This window comes from Limnobacter sp. SAORIC-580 (assembly GCF_013004065.1).
Lineage (GTDB): Bacteria > Pseudomonadota > Gammaproteobacteria > Burkholderiales > Burkholderiaceae_B > Limnobacter > Limnobacter profundi.
This window is the reverse complement of sequence record NZ_CP053084.1, coordinates 461,989-481,361: the sequence shown is the minus strand read 5'-3', so window position 1 is coordinate 481,361 and position 19,373 is coordinate 461,989. Positions and strand designations below refer to the sequence as shown.

Sequence of the window (19,373 nt, the reverse complement as noted above, 5' to 3'; positions counted from 1 at the left end):
TTACTGCATTGATGATCCGGTTCCCGATTGTGCCATGGTTAATGCAAACCCGGTTGGTGATCAGCCAGCAGCGTCAAGTTACCGCCGATGGCTGCGGTGTTGATTGACAGCACCTGCTCACAAACCAGCCTGTAATCTGGATAAACGCCATTCTCATCGCCCAACACAAAAGGAATGATTGTTCCCTGGTGCTGTGCCAGGCGATCACACACCCATTTCAAGATTTCTGTGTTCTCCGGGTGACAAATTACCAGGTTGATATTGCCAAGATCGATTTCAGACAACACCTCGGCATTCACGATTGAATGCGGGTTTCGGTCAGCATCTGCGAGTTCACAAACCGGCACATTCCCGGTGGCCAGCACTGCGTCAATTTGTTGTTCAAGCAAAGTAAGGTCGCGTGCAGTGCACCAAACCCGGCCACGGGGTCGGCAGCGGTAAAGGTTTTGTTCACCTGTGGGGCCGGGCAATTCTTGGTTCTGCATATTCCTAAGCTGAGGCAAGCGCATCAAGGTAGGCAAATAATGCGGGCCACCCGCTTTGGGGCCGGTTCCCGATTTGCCATGCCCACCAAATGGCTGGCTACCCACCACAGCACCTACCATGTTTCGGTTCACATACACGTTGCCCGCTTTCGTGGTGTTGCAAACCAGATCGATGGTGGATTGAATGCGGCTGTGAATGCCAAAAGTAAGGGCGTATCCGGTGGCATTCAATTCATGAAGCAAGGCAGGCAAGTGGTCGGCCTTGAAACGCAAGACATGCAGTACCGGGCCAAACACCTCTTGCTGCAGTTCATTCATGTGCTGTAGCTCGATCAGGGCCGGTGCTACAAAGTGACCCGCGACGCAGGGATCTACGCGCTCCGCCCGGAACACAGGAAATCCATTTGCGTTCATGTTTTCAATGTGGGTATTCACTGCTTGCCATGCATCTCGATCAATCAGGGGTCCAAGATCAGTGGAAATAAATTCAGGATCGCCCACCTGAAGTTCCTGCATTGCGGCTTTTAGCAGCGCGATGAGGCTGTCGGCGATGTCCTCTTGCGCACACAGCACCCGCAGTGCCGAACAACGCTGCCCCGCACTTCCAAAAGCCGATTCAAGCGCATCCCCGACCACTTGTTCAAGCAATGCCGATGAGTCAACCACCATGGCATTTTGTCCGCCTGTTTCAGCAATCAGCAAGGCGGGGCTTTGCAAGCAGTCACGATTCAACAAACTGGCTTGAATGTGCTTGGCCGCCGCATTGGAACCCGTGAACAAGACTGTATCAATTGCTGGATGACTGCATAGCCAGGAACCCACTTTCCAGTCGCCATAGACCAGCTGCAAAACCTCAACAGGCACGCCTGCCTTGTGCAACAGCTTTGCTGCATAACATGCAATGTGCGGCGTTTGCTCGGCAGGCTTGGCCACCACCACATGCCCACTGGCCAGTGCACCCACCACCTGCCCTACAAAAATGGCCAAAGGAAAATTCCAGGGGCTGATGCACACCGCAAGGCGCGGTGTTGATTCGGGTTGCAATGCAGGTAAGGTGGAAACCTGAGCTGCATAGTAGCGGCAAAAATCGACGGCTTCGCGCACTTCCATGTGGGCATTTGGGATGGTTTTTCTGGCTTCGTGAACCAGCAAGTTAATCAATTGAAGGTGATGACTCTCAAGCAGCTCCGCTGCTTGCAACAAGACAGCCGCCCAGTGTTCTGGCCCTTTCTCAAACCAGTCGCCACCCGTGCTGCGCGATCGAAAAGCAACACCCAATGCTGATTGCACCTGCACATGTGTGCTGTAAGCCAAGGGTTCCAAATCCTTAAAGGTTCCGCTACCCACGGCTTGATGCAGTTGCTGCACAGTGCGTTTGCAATACAAATCAAGCCCGCTTGAGTTCAGGCGATTGGTACCAAACAAATTCGGTGCAGGTACGCAGGCTGGGTTGCTTTGAACACCATGCCTACGCAAGGTGAGAACCGGGTGTTCCAGCAGTTCATCCACGTCCACATTTGGATTCACCATCTGGTTAACGAACGAGGTGTTGGCACCATTTTCCAGCAAACGGCGCACCAGGTAAGGAAGCAATGTTTGGTGAGTGCCCACAGGCGCATAAATTCTGGCACGGCTGTAAAGCCCCTCACCCATGCCATGCAAACACTGCATCTCGAACTGCCGCACATTCAGTTGCTCGGCCATGTGCTGAATAGCGGCGTACGTGTGGGCGTTGTGGGTGGCAAATTGTGGGTAAATGAAATTGGCATTGCGCAACATCAAATCAGCGCAACACAGGTATGAAAGATCGGTGTGAACCTTCTGGGTAAACACCGGGAAATGTGCCAAACCCTGTATTTGGCAACGCTTGATTTCACTGTCCCAATATGCACCTTTGACCAATCGAACCTGGATAATCCGTTCACTGGCGCGTGCCAGTGCAGCGACAAATCGAACCACAGCTGTCGCTCGGGTTTGATAGGCCTGAACCGCCAACCCAAGACCATTCCAGCGCTTTAATTCAGGCTCGAAGGCCAAGCGTGTGAACAGGTCGAGTGATAATTCCAGACGCTCGCTTTCCTCTGCATCCACATTCAAGGCAATGTTGTGCTGCCTGGCTGAAAGTGCCAGTGTGTACAGCCGCGGGTACAGTTCGGCTTGTACGCGTTGTTCTTGCCACAAGGTGTATCGCGGGTGCAATGCCGACAACTTTACAGAAATACCGTGACCGTCGGTTACGCCTTTGTAATTACTTTGCCCAATCGCATTGATTGCATGCAAGTAGCTATTGAAGTAAGCCTGCGCGTCCGCTTCACACAAAGCGGCTTCACCCAGCATGTCGAAGGAATGGGTAAAGCCCTGCAATGATTTCGCACGGCTGTTGCACAAGGCCTCCTCAATGGTTTGGGCGGCAACAAACTGCTGCCCCATGAATTTCACCACCTGTTCCACCGCAGCACGAACCAGGCCTTCGCTGCTGCGTGCGATCAAGCGTCGCAGGGTGGAGTACAGGGTGTTGTCATCTGGAATTTGAATCCAATGACCAGCCATGAACAAACCCCAGGTGCTTGCATTCACAAACAGGGAGGTACTGTTACCCAAGTGAGCTGCCCAATTCGCATGGCTTAATTTGTCGCGAATCAAACCATCGCGTGTTTGGGTATCCGGAATTCGCAACAGAGCCTCGGCAAGACACATCAGCGCAACACCCTCCTGAGTGGACAAGCGATATTCCGCCATCCACTGGTGGATGCCTGCACGGTGCTTTTGCACCTCATGCAAACGCTTTACATGCCCGAGTGCGGCCTGTTTGATGACATCAAACCCGGTGTCAGGCCAATCGCATTGTTCAAGCAGGTTGCGCACTCGCTGTGTTTCATCCACCCGAGTCAGTGCATCTATTTCTGTGCGCAAACGGTCCAGCTCAGCCTGCATGTTCAGCCCAGTCAAACGAACGCTGTACATGCCGCTCCCAATGCGGATTCAGAAGAACAGTCAGCAACTCCACTGCACGCTGAGCACTGCTGCCAGTGGGGTCTGCGGCAGGGTTTAACTCAACCAGATCGACCGACCCAACACAACCGGTTTGAGCAATGCGCGCCATGCAATATCGAAGCGAATCGAGCTGCAAACCACCGTCTTCCGGGGTACTCACGCCGGGTAACACCAAGGGGTCAAGGCAATCCACATCGAAACTCACGTGCAAATGCGTACCCGGCTCAATGTCGCTCAGTGCAATATTCATGGCCTGAATAATTCCACGCCCTTGTATGTGCCGCATGGTAAGCATGGGCAAAGCCGCACGGCGCACCGCGCGGCGCTCTTCAGGGTCAACAGAACGCACACCCAACAATCGAATTTGAGAAGCACGCAAGGCTGGGGCGAACCCGGCAAGCTCGGTCAACTCAGAAGGTCCCTGACCGCACAGCGCGGTCAATGGCATGCCATGCATATTGCCGGTGATCGAAGTATTGGCCGTATTGAAGTCTGCATGCGCATCCAGCCACAACACGCGCAGTTCTTTGTTCTGACGTTGGCAATTCGCTGCCACCGCACTGATTGAACCCATGGCCAGCGAATGATCGCCACCCAGCAATACGGGAATATCGCCAACATTCAATGCGTCGGCCACCGCGGCATACACTGCCCGATTCCACGCCAGTACTTCATGAAAATTCCGATACCCCTGCACCTCGACATGCGGTTCAGATGTCGGTATTTTTAGATCGCCGCGGTCAATCACTTTGCAACCGATTTTTTGCAAACCTTGCTGAACACCCGCACGCCTTAGTGCACAAGGCCCCAGTGCAGCACCAGCCATATTTGCGCCGGCATCGCACGGGGCACCGATCAGTGAAATCATGCGACCTCCCCGTGTTTCAACCAACTGTACAAATTCTTGGGATCCGGCAGTTCAGGGATCAAGGACAGTGATTCAAGCTCGCCCTGTGCAAGCGCCAACCGGTGCATGTAGCGCATCACGGAAAAATCCTCGAGTGCAAAGCCCACCGAGTCAAACACAGTGATTTGATCGGGCGCTGTGCGCCCAAGCGCAAAACCGGTCAGCACTTCCCACAACTCCGTCACTGGAAAATCCTTGGGCATTTGCTGGATCTCACCCTCAATCCGCGTTTGCGGTTCATATTCAACAAATACGCGGGCGTCGCGAAGAATATCGGGGTGAAGCTCGGTTTTGCCGGGGCAGTCGCCGCCTATGGCATTGATGTGAACACCTGGCCTCAGCATGTTTTTGGTCAACACGCTGGCATGGGTTTTTGCGGCTGTGGCAGTGGTGATCACGTCAACCTCACGTACAGCTTCCGGGACACTTTTGCACAATATAGTCTTCAAGCCGAGTTCATACAAATGAATGGCCAGTTTTTCAGTGGCCGAAAAATCGGTGTCGTACAAATAAAACGTGTCAATGCCCAGCAGCTCGTGAAACGCAACAGCCTGAAACTCGCTTTGCGCACCATTGCCGATCAGCGCCATGCTACGCACCGCTGGGTTGGTCATGTGCTGTGCTGCCAGTGCAGAAGTCGCCGCAGTACGCAACGCGGTAACCAACGTCAATTCACTGACAAACTCCGGCAGGCCGGTTTCTACACGAGCGAGAACGCCAAAGGCCATGACCGTGGGCAATTCATGCCGGTGATTGTTGGGATGCCCGTTGACGTATTTGAAACCATAGGTTTGTCCATCGCTGATTGGCATGATTTCAATCACGCCCTGTGCAGAATGACTCGCCAGGCGCGCCGACTTGTCAAACTGTTCCCAGCGCTTGAAATCATGATCAATCTCGTTAACCATTCCCCGAATACAGCGTGCCAGACCAGCCCGCGAAATCAGTGTTGCCGCGCCCTGAGCGCTCAGGAATAAGGTGCGCATCGCATCCTCCCTCACCTGCTGAATTGCAAGTAGAACCACCATTGTGCTGCCCATTCAAGGCAATCAAAAGCACACAATTTGCTTACAAAATGGCATTTTTCTAGCACAATGACAGAACCACCTTACACTTCGATAGCATGGATACTTTAGATCGCCAACTTTTGGGGCTGCTTCGTACCAATGCCAGGTTGAGCATCGCGGCGTTGGCCCACCATCTGAAAGTGTCCCGCGGCACAGTGACCAATCGAATCAACAAGCTGGAGAGCTCAGGCGTGATCGTGGGCTACAGTGTCAAATTGCGGCCTGACACAACACCCAATCTGATTGTCGCCTGGATGAGTATTTTGATTGAAGGCAACGACAGCCGCACCGTACTGGCGAAGCTGCTCGGGGAACCTGGGGTAACCGCCATTCACAGCACCAATGGACGCTGGGACTTGCTGGTCGAGTTGCAGGCAGAAAACCTGACCGGGCTGTCAGGAATTTTGGAACGAATTCGACTGATCAAGGGGATCAGCAACACCGAGACCAGCATTCATCTATCAAGCTACAAAAGCTGAGTAATTTGCAGACAATTGCGGAACCAAGCTTGGATCTTGTCAACTCACTACAATATCCATCCTCGCGACCTGACTTATGCTCAAGGCAAACCAATTTGCGGTGTGCGACGCAAAAGCGGTTGAAGAACCCTCTGCTTCCGAGGAAGCTTCAATACAACACACACCTTCAGTTTCAAGCGCCGCGAAAACAATTGCGAGATTGTCCCTTCCTGGTTTGGTGGCGAACCGGTGTCAATTACCCAATCAATCCGAACTATCGAGTTCACGTGCAATAAAAACGGCCGACGGCAAGTGGCCTAAGGTAATAACAAAAGAAAAGCTGGGTGACGGATTTGTGCCAAGCAGCCTGAAAACACACTACACCAAACCGCCCGCACCAGACTGCAAAAAGGCTGGGCTAGATGAAATTCCAATACTTGACGCACGCCTGCACCTGCTTACCTCAGGGCAAGATGATGCAGCCATGAAACGCAATTTTGATTACATTTTCAATCAGCCAGTGAACCCAATCGTGATTTGCCTGGCGGATCAAAAACTTGAACAGTTCAAGACTCGGATACCGGAAGTTCAACCCTCGCACCTGGAACAGCTTGCCCTGCTTCGCCGTGGTGGTTCAGAAACATTGAAACATCGCAATGCACACCACAGCATGGCCTTGGCGAATTGGGACCTGGCCAGCACCATCGTCTACGAAACCGCCAAGCGCAGGGAACCTGTAACGCCGGAGGCCATTCGCAATTTGTTCATTCGCATCAATACGGTGCTGATGCAAGAAATTCACAACAGTGCAGGTGGGAAAGTAAGGCAACTGAACAATGTGTGGGTTGGACCCTGTGACGCCAAAGGCAGCACCGACCCCCACCCAAGCCGCCTTGCGGTGCCCGGCTCAATGGTCAACACCGAATTGAACACCTTGTGCAATGAAGTGGCCGAAGAATTGAACCTGGGCAATGTCAACCCAATTTTGCTGGCGGCAAGAACCGCCATGAAAGGAATTTCAATTCATCCTTTTTCAGATGGCAACGGCAGAACCTGCCGCCTGATTGCTGATTTTGTGCTGCTGAGATCAGAACTGTTGCCCGCTTGCTTTGACGATGAAGGCAAAAACATGATGGTGTTCCCAAGGATTGCGCCTGACATGAACCACAACACAACCAGTGCAGCAAATTTGATGATGGCTGCACTGCAGAGAAGCTACCAACAATTTGATTAATTCAAACGATCGTTTGATTTATTACAAATGGCTTTGCTATGATGGACTTCCCAAAATCATCAACAAGTGACCATGAGCATGCCAACCCCAAACACCATCAAAATCGGCGGCGCCTGCGGCTTTTGGGGCGACAGCAGCCTGGGCACTGAACAACTGCTGAAGGTTCCGGGAATACAGTACATCACCTACGATTACCTTGCGGAACTGACCCTGGCCATCATGGCGGGCATGCGCATGAAAAACCCGGAGCACGGATATGCACTCGACTTCATTGACCTGATGAAGAGGACCCTGCCCGCGGCCAAATCCAAAGGCATCAAGATTATCGCGAACGCAGGCGGGCTTAACCCTGCCGGTTGTGCAGCGGCCTTGCAGCAAGCCATGATAGAGGCTGGCCACACCATTCGAATTGGCGTGGTCAGCGGCGATGACGCAACAGGCACGCTTGGCCAGCTGCGCAAGGATGGCGTTGAATTGCGAGACCAGCATTCAAGCCAGGCTGCGCCGCCATTTTTCCTGACAGCCAATGCCTACCTGGGTGCTTTTCCCATTGCTGCTGCACTGGATGCGGGTGCTGATATTGTGATTACCGGCCGTGTGGTCGACAGCGCGATGGTGTTGGGCGCACTGGTGCATGAATTCAAGTGGCAAACCACAGACTTGAACCCGCTTGCGCAAGGCAGCCTGGCAGGTCACATTGTGGAGTGCGGCGCACAGGCCACCGGCGGGCTGTTCACAGACTGGCAACAAGTGCCTGACTGGGCCAATATTGGTTACCCGATTGTGGAAGTGGCTGCGGATGGAAGCTTTGAATTGAGCAAACCGGAAGGTACAGGCGGATTGGTGAATAAAGCCGTGGCCACCGAGCAATTGCTTTACGAAATTCATGACCCAGCCAACTATGCCCTGCCCGATGTGGTGTGCGACTTCACCACAGTGAATATTGAAGAAACCGGCCCGAACCGGGTACGGATTTATGGAGCCACTGGCAAAGCACCCAGCGACCTGTACAAGGTGTGTGCCACGTATCCAGAGGGTTTTCGATGCATTGGCATGCTGTCGATTGTGGGGTTTGATGCGCATGCCAAGGCTAAGCGCACAGGCGAAACCATTCTGGAACGTACACGCGCCATGTTCAAGCGCCAAGGTTTGGCAGACTACACACGCACATCCATCGAAATCATTGGCAGTGAAACCGATTTGGGCCCACATGCACAGGTGCAGTTGGGTCACGAAGCCATGATGCGCATTGCAATTACGCACAGCGACAAAAAAGCCGCTGCAATTTTCTCTCGTGAAATTGCCCCGGCAGGCACCAGCTATGCGCCGGGTACCAGCGGCAACTTTGGTATGGGACGCCCCAATGTAACCCCCTTGGTAAAAATGTTCAGCTGCTTTGTGCCCAAACACATGCAAACTGCGGCGGTGCAGGTGGGCGGTGAAAACATTCAATACCAGGAACCGGAACACCCCAAGGCACGCGCCGAAACCCACCCGACTACGGAACAGTCATTTGACGAAATAACAGTGCCCCGCGAGCTATTGGGCAAACCCTTGATTGAAATTGCACACGGTCGAAGCGGCGACAAAGGCGACACCAGCAACGTGGGCATTGTGGCCAGAAAGCCGGAGTATTGGCCGGTGCTGCGGTATTTACTACGCCCCAAGAATGTAAAAAACCACTTGGCTCACCTGGTGAAAGGTGAGGTTCACACTTTCGAGCTACCTCAAGTTCAAGCCTTTAATCTCGTTATGAAAGAAGCACTCGATGGTGGTGGCATGACCTCGATGAGAAACGATCCGCTGGGCAAGGGCATGGCCCAGGTGATGCTGAACATGAAAATTACCGAATAATCTTCACCTGTTTGAAGGGGTACACCACGTTGGGCGGACCCCCTAGCTAGTTATCTTTTTCCTACACGGTGTCTCCGTTAGTGAAAGTGTGAGGCGAGATCCAGAAAGCGCCTACTACACCCAACACACAGGAGAACACCATGCAAGTTAAACAGATCGCAATCGTTGCAGCCATCGCTTCCTCTTTCGCAATGCCCATGACAGCCCAGGCTTCTGACATTGCTACCCTGAACGGCTGGGGCGCCTTGTTCGCTGCCGCGCATTCAGGCCAACAGGCTTCTGCCCAGGGTCAGGCACAGGGTGAAATCAAGGTCAGCCTGTTCCAGCACCAGCAACCGCCGGCAGCCCAACCTGCTCCTGAAGCAACCCCAGAACCAACACCAGTGGCTGAACCCACGCCCACCAACGAACCAGCCCCAACAGCTGAAGCCCCGGAAATGGAACAACCTGAAGCAGGCGACCAAACCGCTGCAACTGGTGACAGCGTGGGTGAATCTACCGAAGCGGGCCAGGAAAACGCTGGCCAAGCCATGGCAAGTGCCAACGCCAGCCTGAGCGCCACTGTGAATTTGAGCGGCGAGCAACTGGGCCAGGTGTTGAATACAGTCGATGGCGTGTACCAGACAGCAGGTACCGTGGTTGAAGGTGTGACTGGCGGCGTATTGGGCACTGTGCAAAACGTGGCCAATATGACCTCTGGTGCAAACCTGGCTGCCGACATGGCCAGCACAGGTTCACTGGATATTGCAGGCTTGGCCACAGCCAACATGGCTGGTAATTTGAGCGCGACAGCCAGCATGATGAATGCGGGCCAACTGGGTGCCATTACCGCGATGACCTCAAGCTTGATCCAGAACGTGATTGCTGCCCGCCCAGCTTCATTGACAGGCTTGCTGCGTTAATCGCAAGCAACGCAATAAAAAAGCCCTTGCTGGTGGAAATCATGCCAGCAAGGGCTTTTTCTATTCAAGCGTGTTGGGACAAAAAGAAAGCCACCACTTTGTCTGAAAGCGTGTCCAGGCTGTCGCCTTTCTTCGGCTTGTACCAAGTCACCATGAAGTTCATGGCACCCAATACCATCAAGCGCGCAAACTTGGTGTCTCCACCCAGAAAACCTGCATTGTGCAAGCCGTTCACGGCATTTTGCCAAATGGCGTCATATTCATCTTTGGTTGCAATCAGCCTGCGCTGGTGTACCTCGTCCAGGCAACGCCAGTTGTAAAGCATCACTGGAATGAAGTCATTGCCGTCTTCGAGAATAATGCTGAGGTGCACTTTCACCAGGGCACGAAACTGCGCATCAGCCGGCAAGTTGGGTTTGACGACAGCACGGGTTTTTTCAAGCCCCTGGCGCAAGCCTTCCTCAACCACCGCCACCAAAATGTCTTGCTTGCTGGCAAAGTGGTAAAAAGGGCTGCCGCACTGCATGCCTACCGCGTTGGCAATGGCCCGCATGCTGGCACCATCGTAGCCCTTGTCGCGAAACAGCTTCGCGGCTGCACGAACAATGTCGCCACGCCGCCCGTCATCGTGTTTTTGTTCTTTCAATACTCTAGCCACAACCCAGTCCTTTTTTATGTTGTCAGGTCTCGCACCATCCACTGGTGGGGTATTCCCACCTCCATGTGGGCTTTACCACACGGTGCAAAACCATGTCGACTGTAAAATTCGATCGCCTGCTGCTGCGCACTCAGGCGCACCTGCGGCAAATTTTTTTCTTTGGCCACTGCCAGCAAAGCCAGCAACATGGCACTACCTATTCCCTGGCTTCTGAATTCAGGGAGTACAGCCATTCGGCCAATTTTTCCTTCAGGCAACAACCTTGCTGTGCCCACGGGCTTGTCGCCTAACCAGGCAAGCACATGAGTAGAAACCGAGTCGTGTTCATCCCATTCTTCGGATTCATCAATGCCCTGCTCTTGAACAAAAACAGAACGGCGAATGGAACTGGCCCACTCGCCGTTGATCAACCAACTGGAACAGTCAATCCGAATCAACGAATCGATCAGCCCAATGCAGCGAATTCAGCATCAACTGCTTCCAGCATTTCCTGGGTAATCAAACCACCAGAAAAATTGGCCACAACAGCCAATGGGAAGCCCTTGCCCATGCCGATTTGCGGATGTGTAGAAATGCCGGGCATGTGTTTTTCCAAAATTGCTGCGGTTTGGGGGTTGTCCAGCAAATCGCCCAGTTTGGATTGGGTTGAGAAAGCCATGTAAATCGTCTCCTAGAATTTTAAATGAACCCACAATTCAAACAAACGCTTGAATTATTTTCTCATTCTAGACCAAGAATCGATTAGCTGTAACGCTTTTTCAATGCGGTTACCGCATCGGTGTAAATCTTGTCGAGATCCTTGGGGTCAGAGATGGAGATTTGAAGGTTTCGCACAATGCCGTCTTTCAGGCTATACAACCAGCCATGCACCGTGAGGTCTTGTCCGCGCTCCCAAGCATCCTCAATCAAGGTGCTCTCGCACAGGTGTTTCACCTGCTCAATCACGTTCAATTCGCACAGTTGATCGTGGCATTTCTGCTCAAGGGCTGCGTCGCAAGTGACAAGCCCGTGTCTGCGCGCCAACTGGTGAATGGGGCGCACCCATGCATCGGCCAAACCCACCCTGTCGCCCCGCATGGCCATGCGCACGCCCGAGCAGCCATAATGACCACACACAATAATGTGTTTAACTTTCAAAAACTCGACAGCGAACTGCGTGGCCGATTGACCATTCAAATCGCCATGAAACACCTGGTTGGCCACGTTGCGGTGTACAAAAACTTCGCCGGGCTGCAAATTGACAATGGTGTTGGCCGGTACACGGCTATCGGAACAACCAATCCAGAAGTACTCCGGAGATTGCTGATTCTCGAGGCGTTTGAAAAATTCGGGGTCTTTGTCCACCTGAGCCGCAGCCCAAGTTTGGTTGGCATCAAGAAGGTGTGAGAGGTCTTTGGACACGTTGTTCGCCTGTTGGAGTCAAGGCCTTCATTTTACTGCAGCGCAGCATGACGCGGCATTGGGGAGAGCCCGAGGTGACGCTTTTGCATCACCTCAGTATCGCCAGGATTTTTATCCCGTTTTATTCAACCTGTGACACATAGCTGACCGACAGAACATCGTCGGGGCTGGCCGTGCTGCGGCCTTTGGTGTAACCAAACTGCAAGGCTGAAGTGGTGTCCAGCGCATACACGGCTGAAATTGCCCTTTCCTTGCGCTTCTCGGTGCCTGCCAGCAGTTCATCCCGCTGAGAGGTGGTCAGGTTGATGAACAAAGAATCACCCAAGGGGAAATTCACGCCCACGGTGCCGTAATTGCCGTTGAGCAAAGGCAATTCGGGCGTATCGCCATAATACTGGCGCCCCAGCACTGCGGTCAGTCCAAAACCATTGTTAAAGCGATAGGCCAGGTCAGTCTGAATGCCGTAGTCTGTCTTACCTGTACCAAGCCCCCGGTCTTCATTGCCGGTTGCAATTTTTACCAAGCCTGTTGCCGACATGGCAAAGCCCTTGGTTTGAATGCCGCCGATAATATCGGTAGTGTACGTGGCCACCATGTCACCCAAGCCTTGCTCACTGCGACGTGCCGGGCCATTGGTACCTGTCACCGTGCCTGCCACCAGGGTACCGGGGCCTTCCAGCGAAATGTAGGGTACAAACAGGGAAGCGCGATAACCCTCGCCCACCAGGGTTGCACCCAAGGTGAAGGATCTGGCCTTGATTTCCTGTGCTTGACCAAACTTGCCCGACAAACTGTCAAAGCTGTAGGTCATGAGCAAGCCCGGAGGGGCTGCGATTGCTGTGGTGCTGGCTGCTGTCAAAGTGCAGGCCAATGCGAGTCGAATAAAAGATTGCCCCATTAACTGTCTCCTTTTTTTGAAACAGTATAGGGGCAAAAGTGCTACTACTGGGATACTTCAAAAGGTGGTTGGGAAAGTACCTACAAAATTCAGGTATTACATGGCATTACTTGCACTCTCCGCCTTGCGTTTGTTGTAACGGTCCTTCATCTTCTCTTTCCATTCCGCACGAATCACTTTGGCCTTTTCGCGCTGCTCGGGGGTCAACACTTTGTAAATTTCGTGCTGGGTGCGCAGCATGCTCAATTTGGTGGCACGCTCCTGTTCCTGCTGCTGGGCAATCAAACGCTCCGCTTTGGCAGCATCGAATGTGTCTTGCTCAACAATCGATTTCATTTCTTCGCGGTGTGCACGGCGATCACTCATGGCTGCTTTCATCTCGGTCCTTTGCTTGTCCATAATCTGTTTCACTTGCGCTTGCTGGGCCTCGGTCAAATCAAGCTGTTTCAACATGCCCATGCCACCATGCTTGTGGTGATGACGCATTTCTGAATGTTGCTTTTTACCACCCTCCTCGTGATGACCCGCATACGCACTCATGGGAATCGCCATGGCCATTGCAGTGACAGCAATCATTTTCTGGATGGTTAGTCTGGATACATTCATTTGCCTACTCCTTGTGTAATGGACAACTGCATTGTGCAAAACCGGCTTGTAAACGAGGATGTAGGCTGTGTAAAGATGGGTAAAGCGCTTGCAAACAATTGCGCATCAACCCAGGCTGCCTAGTAATATTGAAGCCATGACGAAAATACTTCACATCGACGACGACATTGAACTGGGCGAAATGCTGTGCGAATACTTGCGCGGCGAAGGCTTTGAGGCGGAGCATTGCGCAAATCCAATTGAGGGTTTGAAAAAACTGGCGGACGATCAATACCAGCTGGTGGTGCTCGATGTCATGATGCCGCAGCAAAGCGGGCTTGAAACCCTGAAACAGATTCGCCTGAAGTACAACACCCCCGTGCTGATGCTGACTGCGCGGGGCGACAACATTGACCGCATTGTGGGGTTGGAGCTTGGTGCCGACGACTACGTGCCCAAACCTTGCCTGCCTCGTGAAATTGTGGCCCGTGTCCGTGCAATTTTGCGGCGCGCCAATGATTCCAGCAACGCGCCGAAGCAGGCACTTCAGTTGGGCCCACTGGAAGTGCAACCCGCCAAACGCAAGGTGCTGTTGAACGGCAACGAGGTAGAACTGACAAGCGCCGAGTTTAATTTGCTGGAGGTATTGGCCAGCCATGCAGGCCAGGTGGTCAGCAAAGCCGCACTGAGTGAACAGGGCTTGGGTCGCCCGTTGGAACGATTTGACCGCAGCATTGATGTGCACTTGAGCAGCCTGCGCAACAAACTGAATCTGAACGATGAGCGCCTGCCCTTGACCTTGCACACCATTCGCGGGCAGGGCTATCAGCTCAGTCTCGATTAGCCAGGGCTACATTCATGGGCAAGTTGTTCTGGAAATTCTTCTTTGGTTTTTGGTTGTGCCTGATTGCTGCGGCTGTTGCCACGGGCACCGCACTGTACCTGATGCGGGAAAAGCCTGCCAGCAGCGACCTTGCTGAAGGCCCACGCGCGCAATTCATGCTTGAAACCATTCAGGAAGTACTCGAAGGCAAAGGGCCAGATGCCCTGCGGGACCTGCTGGACCGCAATCGCCAACGAACCGGCAATGCCATACCGGTGTTTGCCGTGTCGAGCGAGGGCCAGGAAATTTTAAGCCGCGAGGTGCCTGAGAACATTCAGCAACGGATTACCGCCTTGTTCAACAACAATGAATCAACCGAGCAAGGAATTTTGAAAGTAACTGCGCAGGACCAGTCGCAATGGATTCTTTTCATTCCACGCAATCGTCGCCATCTGGAACCAGCAAACACAGCCAATCCCAACACTGGCGAACCTGAACAAACTCACAGTGAAAAACGCAAGCAACGCGAGGCGCTTGAACCGCCACTTCCACCCGTACCGGGTGCCGGGCTGTTTGCTGCATTTCTGGCCAGCCTGTTGTTTGCGGGCGTGCTGGCCTACACATTCAGCAGACCACTGAACACTTTGAAAAATGCGTTCAGGGAAGCGGGCAAGGGCCGCTTGGGTGTGCGCATTTCAAACAGCCACAAAACCGGCAAAAAACGCAGTGATGAAATTGGTGAACTACTCAGCGGCTTTGACCACATGGCGGAAGAAATTGAAACCCGCATTGAACAACAAAAAGCCCTGTTGCACGATGTGTCGCATGAACTGCGCTCGCCATTGGCACGTCTGAATCTGGCTGTGGGCCTTGCCCGCCAAAACCCCGCACAGCTGGATACCAGCTTGAGTCGCATCGAAACCGAGGCGGAAAGACTGGATAACCTGATTGGACAACTGCTGAACCTGTCTCGACTCGACTCCAGGCAAAACCCGGAAAGCAACCGCGAACACAATGTGATTGAATTGTTGTTGGCCGTGGTGGATGACGCGCAATTTGAAGCCGAACAACAGAACAAACAAGTGGTGTTCAACAGCCGGATAAAACTTTGGCGTTTGAATTGCGATGCCGAAAGCCTGCAAGGCGCATTCGACAATATCATTCGCAATGCGATCAAGCACACACCTGCCAACACGGCCGTGAGCATCGATTGCTCGCTTCAGGAAAAACAGCTGCGCATTGAAATCAAGGATCAAGGGCCGGGCGTGCCCGCCGCGCTGCTGCCCAAACTGTTCACACCATTTTTCAAGCACGGGGAACACTCAGGCCATGGTCTGGGTTTGGCCATTGCCAAGAAGTCGATTCAGCGTGTGAATGGGGTGCTTGACGCACGAAACTGCGCGCCAAACGGTTTGCTGGTGTGCATTGAATTGCCAGGCAAGGGCACTTAGGGCGTCACACCCGCGATCCAGCCTTCCACAGGGTCGATCAGCTTGGGCAAACCGAAATTGGAATCCGCACGTTTTGCTGCCCACCCAGCGACCAAGCAACACAACACTGCATCCAGGTGATCGGCTTTGACATCGTCAAGCAACTTCGCACGCAAATAAGGCCTCACCTGCACCTTGATGCCAAACAACATGCCCTCCTCCAGGGCACACAACAACTCGGAGCGGGCCATGCGGCGGTCCGCAGTGTCTTTTTTCGGGTCGTCGCTTTTGTAGCTGGCCCGGTTCAACACCTTGCGAGCCAAGTAGCCGGGGTAGGCCTCCAAGGCCACGCGTGTAGAGTCGCCACGCTGCATGCCAGGAATATGAACGCCTGTTTTCATCAACAACGGTGCGCCGGCGTGCAGCATGTAGGCCACCGGCGGGTTCACCCACTTCATCGAAGGCGAGGAGCCCGCAGGACCATCGCACTCGCGGTGCGCAAATTTGTGCCCGGCAGGCCTTGCGTCACACCACGCTTTGAAAGTGGCGCGAATTTGCTCACGGCTTAGCGCACTGTAGTAATTGATCAGGCTTTCCCAAGCCTTGAAGTCGGTACGCCCGGCACCAGGCCACTTCAAACCTTCGACCAGTTTGCGCGACAAACCAAACGGCATGTCAATCGCGGCCACAAACCCCAACTGTTCCAAAGGCCCTGCCGCGCGCTCGAATTTTCCAAACGCCTGCGGTCCCTCTTTCAACAAGGTTTCAAACTCGCCCAGCGTGGTCAGCGACATCAGTTCATCAACCGCCAGCACAGCGCCTTGCCAGTGGCCCACAGCCACAGCAATCGGCTTTTTCTTGGTGGGGCTGCTGGAAAAATCAATGCCGAGCAAGCGACTGTTTTCGGGATTCAAACTGCATTCTCCGGGGGCAACAAAGCTTCGAGCACGGCAAGGTGATCGGCTTCATGCAAAGGTTTATCGTGGCGAATGCGCAGCATACGTGGAAAACGAACGGCCACTCCACTTTTGTGGCGAGTGGAGCGGGAAATTGCTTCGAAACCAAGTTCGAAAACCAGCACTGGCACCACAGTGCGAACCGGCCCAAACTTGTCCACAGTGTGTTTGCGAATAACTCGATCCACTTCCTTGAATTCTTCATCGGTCAGGCCAGAGTAAGCCTTGGCAAACGGCACCAAACGGGGCAAACCACGGGCCACGGTGTCTTCCACTTTCTCACCGTTCGCAATCGCCTGTGCCACCTCTTGCGCTTGCGCCTCCGAGGCGGGCGGTGTTTCCCACACGGCAAAGGTGTAGTCCGTGTACAAGCTTGCGCGGCGGCCATGGCCCCGCTGGGCATACACCAACACGCAGTCCACGGTCATTGGATCAATTTTCCATTTCCACCACAAGCCATCGGCCTTGGTGCGCCCAACTCCGTATTTGGACTCCAGGTGCTTCAACATGAAACCTTCCACACCTCGCCCACGGCTTTCTTCGCGCAACAGCTTCAATGCATCCCAGTTGTGTGCTTTCACACTTTGCGACAACAACAAACGCGGCATGGCATTCACAGTACTTTGTTCATGGTGTGAAGCATAAAATTTCTCCAGCGCAGTTCGACGTTCACGCTGAAGAAGATTCACAATATTGTCGCCATGAAGCCGAAGCAGGTCATAAGCCAAAAAAACAACCGGCGCATCGGCCATCAATTTTTTGCTGACCACTTTGCGATTCAAACGCCCTTGCAAAGCATTGAACCCGGCTGGCGCATCGCCTTGCCACACCAAAATTTCGCCATCCAGAATACAGCCGTCGGGCCAGTGCGCAAACGCATCTTGCAACTCCGGAAACTGTTCACTGACCAACTCTTCACCGCGCGACCACACCCACACCTGCCCACCCTCTTTCACCACCTGGGCTCGAATGCCGTCGTACTTCCATTCCACCAGCCAATCTTCAAGTGGGCCCAACTCCTCCGGCTCTTCCTGCAAGGGATGCGCCAGAAAAAACGGCAAGGGCTGACCCAAACGGCCGGGGTCTTGCCCTGTGCTGCTGTTTGCGGGTACAGCCAACAATGCGCTGAACTGCTCCGCGGTGGGTTGATTGCTTGCATCGGCAAACCCCATCATGCGAGTGGCCACCAGCTTGGCATCCAGCCCAGCCAGTTCAGCCAAGGCACGGGTCACCAACAGCTTGGACACCCCCACTCGAAATCCGCCGCCCACCAGTTTCACAAACAGGAATCGCTCCGTGGCAGTCAGTTCATTCCAGCAGGTTTGTACAGCCGCAATACGATCTTCGTCGGGCAGATTGCGCAGGGGCAGAATTCGGTGTTGCATCCACCAGGCCAAGCCTTGCGACTGGCCGGGCAATGTGGATGAGGTCGGCAATACATGCGCGATTGTTTCTGCCAAATCGCCCACCGCCTGGTAACTTTCCTCAAACAACCAATCGGGCAGGCCACTTACCTGCAAGGCAACCTCCCGCAGTGTGCGTGTGGGTACAGTGCGCTTGGGCTTGCCGCCAGACAAGAAGTACACAGCCCAAGCGGCGTCCTCAGCGGGCGCATGTTCAAAGTAATGCCGCAAAGCCTGCACCTTGTGCAAAGTTGAGGTAGAGCCATCCAGTTCAGCGAACAATTCTGCAAACTGCTTCATGCGGCAGGCTCCTGTTCGCCTTCTCCTTCGCCGCCATACTCAGTCACGAAGGCGCGTGCATTCAATCCCTGCTCTTGCAACCAGCGCACCATCACCTGAACATACCCGTGAGTCACAATCACCTGTTCCGCACCAGTGGCGCCGATTGCACGCATCAGGCCGGGCCAGTCTGCATGGTCAGACATCACAAAACCCCGGTCTACATTGCTGCGCCTGCGCCCGCCACGCAACTGCATCCAGCCCGAGGCAAATGCATCGGAATACGCATTGCCAAATCGCTTCATCCAGGCTGCACCTTGGGCAGCAGGCGGCGCAATGGCAAGGCAGGTTTTGTAAGTGGATTTATCGAGCACCTCGCTCACGGTCAACGTTTCTGGCAATTTCACGCCCGCATCGCGATAGGCCTTGTTCAGGCCTTCGCAAGCACTGTGGCATACAATGGGGCCAATGCTTGAATCAACACCCGCCAGTATTCGTTGCGCCTTGCCAAATGAATAGCCGTACAACACGCTGGCTTTGCCTTGTGCTGCATTGGCAGCCCACCAGGCATTTATTTCGGCATAAATTTCAGCGTCGCTACGCCAGCGGTAAATGGGCAAACCAAAGGTAGACTCTGTGATGAAGGTGTGGCATTTCACCGGTTCGAATGCATCGCAAGTTAAATCGGGAGCCACCTTGTAATCGCCGCTGGCCACCCACACGTGGCCTTGGTACTCCAGCCGAATTTGACAAGACCCCAACACATGACCCGCCGGGTGCAGCGAAATTTTCACACCGTTGTGAACGGTGCTTGTGCCATAAGGCAAGGTGTCCAGAGAAATATTGCCCAAGCGGGTACGCAATACACCTTCGCCGGGCGCAGCACACAGGTAATGGTTGTGGCCAACACGGGCATGGTCAGCATGCGCATGGGTAATGATTGCGCGGTCTACTTTGCGCCACGGGTCAATGTAAAAATCGCCCGGTGGGCAATACAAACCTTCGGGGCGACTCACCACCAAATCCATGCTGCACAACC

18 protein-coding genes are annotated in these 19,373 nt (G+C 53.8%); 6 read left to right on the top strand and 12 right to left on the bottom strand.

Going from position 1 to position 19,373, the window contains the following annotated elements; translation table 11 throughout:
- Window positions 1-38 precede the first annotated feature (38 nt).
- From HKT17_RS02240 to ocd, 3 genes are read right to left on the bottom strand one after another with little or no spacing between them, the layout of a single operon-like run.
- Window positions 39-3,449 (bottom strand): L-glutamate gamma-semialdehyde dehydrogenase, encoded by a 3,411-nt coding sequence (locus tag HKT17_RS02240; protein WP_240965883.1) that lies wholly within the window; start codon window positions 3,447-3,449, stop codon window positions 39-41.
- Window positions 3,409-4,347 carry an arginase gene (rocF, locus tag HKT17_RS02235; protein WP_171097505.1) on the bottom strand — a complete coding sequence of 313 codons (939 nt, stop codon included), beginning with the start codon at window positions 4,345-4,347 and terminating at the stop codon, window positions 3,409-3,411. The genes HKT17_RS02240 and rocF overlap by 41 nt, the downstream gene beginning before the upstream one ends.
- Entirely contained in the window at window positions 4,344-5,372 is a 1,029-nt protein-coding gene (ocd, locus tag HKT17_RS02230; protein WP_171097503.1) for an ornithine cyclodeaminase, read from the bottom strand. Before ocd ends, rocF begins: the two co-directional genes overlap by 4 nt.
- 137 nt (window positions 5,373-5,509) lie before the next feature.
- Between ocd and HKT17_RS02225 the strand changes: the two genes are divergently transcribed.
- The 4 genes from HKT17_RS02225 to HKT17_RS02210 all read left to right on the top strand — a co-directional run bounded on the left by HKT17_RS02225 (window position 5,510) and on the right by HKT17_RS02210 (window position 9,901).
- Window positions 5,510-5,932, top strand: a complete 423-nt coding sequence (locus HKT17_RS02225; RefSeq protein ID WP_171097501.1) for an Lrp/AsnC family transcriptional regulator — start codon at window positions 5,510-5,512, stop codon at window positions 5,930-5,932.
- A gap of 334 nt (window positions 5,933-6,266) precedes the next feature.
- The gene (locus HKT17_RS02220) at window positions 6,267-7,145 is read left to right on the top strand and encodes a Fic family protein (RefSeq protein ID WP_171097499.1); all 879 of its coding nucleotides are present in this window, start codon (window positions 6,267-6,269) and stop codon (window positions 7,143-7,145) included.
- A 72-nt stretch (window positions 7,146-7,217) separates the two neighbouring features.
- Window positions 7,218-8,999 (top strand): acyclic terpene utilization AtuA family protein, encoded by a 1,782-nt coding sequence (locus HKT17_RS02215; RefSeq protein WP_171097497.1) that lies wholly within the window; start codon window positions 7,218-7,220, stop codon window positions 8,997-8,999.
- Between the two features lie 140 nt (window positions 9,000-9,139).
- Entirely contained in the window at window positions 9,140-9,901 is a 762-nt protein-coding gene (locus HKT17_RS02210; protein WP_171097495.1) for a hypothetical protein, read from the top strand.
- A gap of 64 nt (window positions 9,902-9,965) precedes the next feature.
- Here HKT17_RS02210 and HKT17_RS02205 read toward each other — a convergent pair whose 3' ends face one another.
- The 6 genes from HKT17_RS02205 to HKT17_RS02180 form a co-directional block, all read right to left on the bottom strand.
- On the bottom strand, window positions 9,966-10,559 hold the full coding sequence (locus HKT17_RS02205) for a TetR/AcrR family transcriptional regulator (protein ID WP_171097494.1): 594 nt from the start codon (window positions 10,557-10,559) through the stop codon (window positions 9,966-9,968).
- 14 nt (window positions 10,560-10,573) lie between these two features.
- Window positions 10,574-10,996: a GNAT family N-acetyltransferase gene (locus tag HKT17_RS02200; protein WP_171097492.1), complete on the bottom strand. Its 423-nt coding sequence runs from the start codon at window positions 10,994-10,996 to the stop codon at window positions 10,574-10,576.
- A gap of 8 nt (window positions 10,997-11,004) precedes the next feature.
- A complete protein-coding gene (locus HKT17_RS02195; protein ID WP_105028126.1) occupies window positions 11,005-11,217 on the bottom strand; it encodes a hypothetical protein in 213 nt (70 codons plus the stop codon).
- Window positions 11,218-11,300: 83 nt separating this feature from the next.
- On the bottom strand, window positions 11,301-11,960 hold the full coding sequence (locus HKT17_RS02190; RefSeq protein ID WP_171097490.1) for a carbonic anhydrase: 660 nt from the start codon (window positions 11,958-11,960) through the stop codon (window positions 11,301-11,303).
- 121 nt (window positions 11,961-12,081) lie between these two features.
- Window positions 12,082-12,858, bottom strand: a complete 777-nt coding sequence (locus tag HKT17_RS02185; protein ID WP_171097488.1) for a hypothetical protein — start codon at window positions 12,856-12,858, stop codon at window positions 12,082-12,084.
- A 96-nt stretch (window positions 12,859-12,954) separates the two neighbouring features.
- Complete coding sequence (locus HKT17_RS02180; RefSeq protein ID WP_171097487.1) at window positions 12,955-13,464, bottom strand: Spy/CpxP family protein refolding chaperone; 510 nt, start codon at window positions 13,462-13,464, stop codon at window positions 12,955-12,957.
- Between the two features lie 136 nt (window positions 13,465-13,600).
- Between HKT17_RS02180 and HKT17_RS02175 the strand changes: the two genes are divergently transcribed.
- Both HKT17_RS02175 and HKT17_RS02170 read left to right on the top strand, forming a co-directional pair.
- Window positions 13,601-14,287, top strand: a complete 687-nt coding sequence (locus HKT17_RS02175) for a response regulator transcription factor (RefSeq protein ID WP_171097485.1) — start codon at window positions 13,601-13,603, stop codon at window positions 14,285-14,287.
- A 14-nt stretch (window positions 14,288-14,301) separates the two neighbouring features.
- Window positions 14,302-15,717 carry a HAMP domain-containing sensor histidine kinase gene (locus HKT17_RS02170; RefSeq protein ID WP_171097484.1) on the top strand — a complete coding sequence of 472 codons (1,416 nt, stop codon included), beginning with the start codon at window positions 14,302-14,304 and terminating at the stop codon, window positions 15,715-15,717.
- Here HKT17_RS02170 and HKT17_RS02165 read toward each other — a convergent pair.
- From HKT17_RS02165 to HKT17_RS02155, 3 genes are read right to left on the bottom strand one after another with little or no spacing between them, the layout of a single operon-like run.
- Entirely contained in the window at window positions 15,714-16,610 is an 897-nt protein-coding gene (locus HKT17_RS02165; protein WP_171097482.1) for a DUF429 domain-containing protein, read from the bottom strand. The genes HKT17_RS02170 and HKT17_RS02165 overlap by 4 nt on opposite strands.
- Window positions 16,607-18,355 carry an ATP-dependent DNA ligase gene (locus HKT17_RS02160; protein ID WP_171097480.1) on the bottom strand — a complete coding sequence of 583 codons (1,749 nt, stop codon included), beginning with the start codon at window positions 18,353-18,355 and terminating at the stop codon, window positions 16,607-16,609. The genes HKT17_RS02165 and HKT17_RS02160 overlap by 4 nt, the downstream gene beginning before the upstream one ends.
- Window positions 18,352-19,362 carry a ligase-associated DNA damage response exonuclease gene (locus HKT17_RS02155; RefSeq protein WP_171097478.1) on the bottom strand — a complete coding sequence of 337 codons (1,011 nt, stop codon included), beginning with the start codon at window positions 19,360-19,362 and terminating at the stop codon, window positions 18,352-18,354. The genes HKT17_RS02160 and HKT17_RS02155 overlap by 4 nt, the downstream gene beginning before the upstream one ends.
- Between the last annotated feature and the right edge of the window lie 11 nt (window positions 19,363-19,373).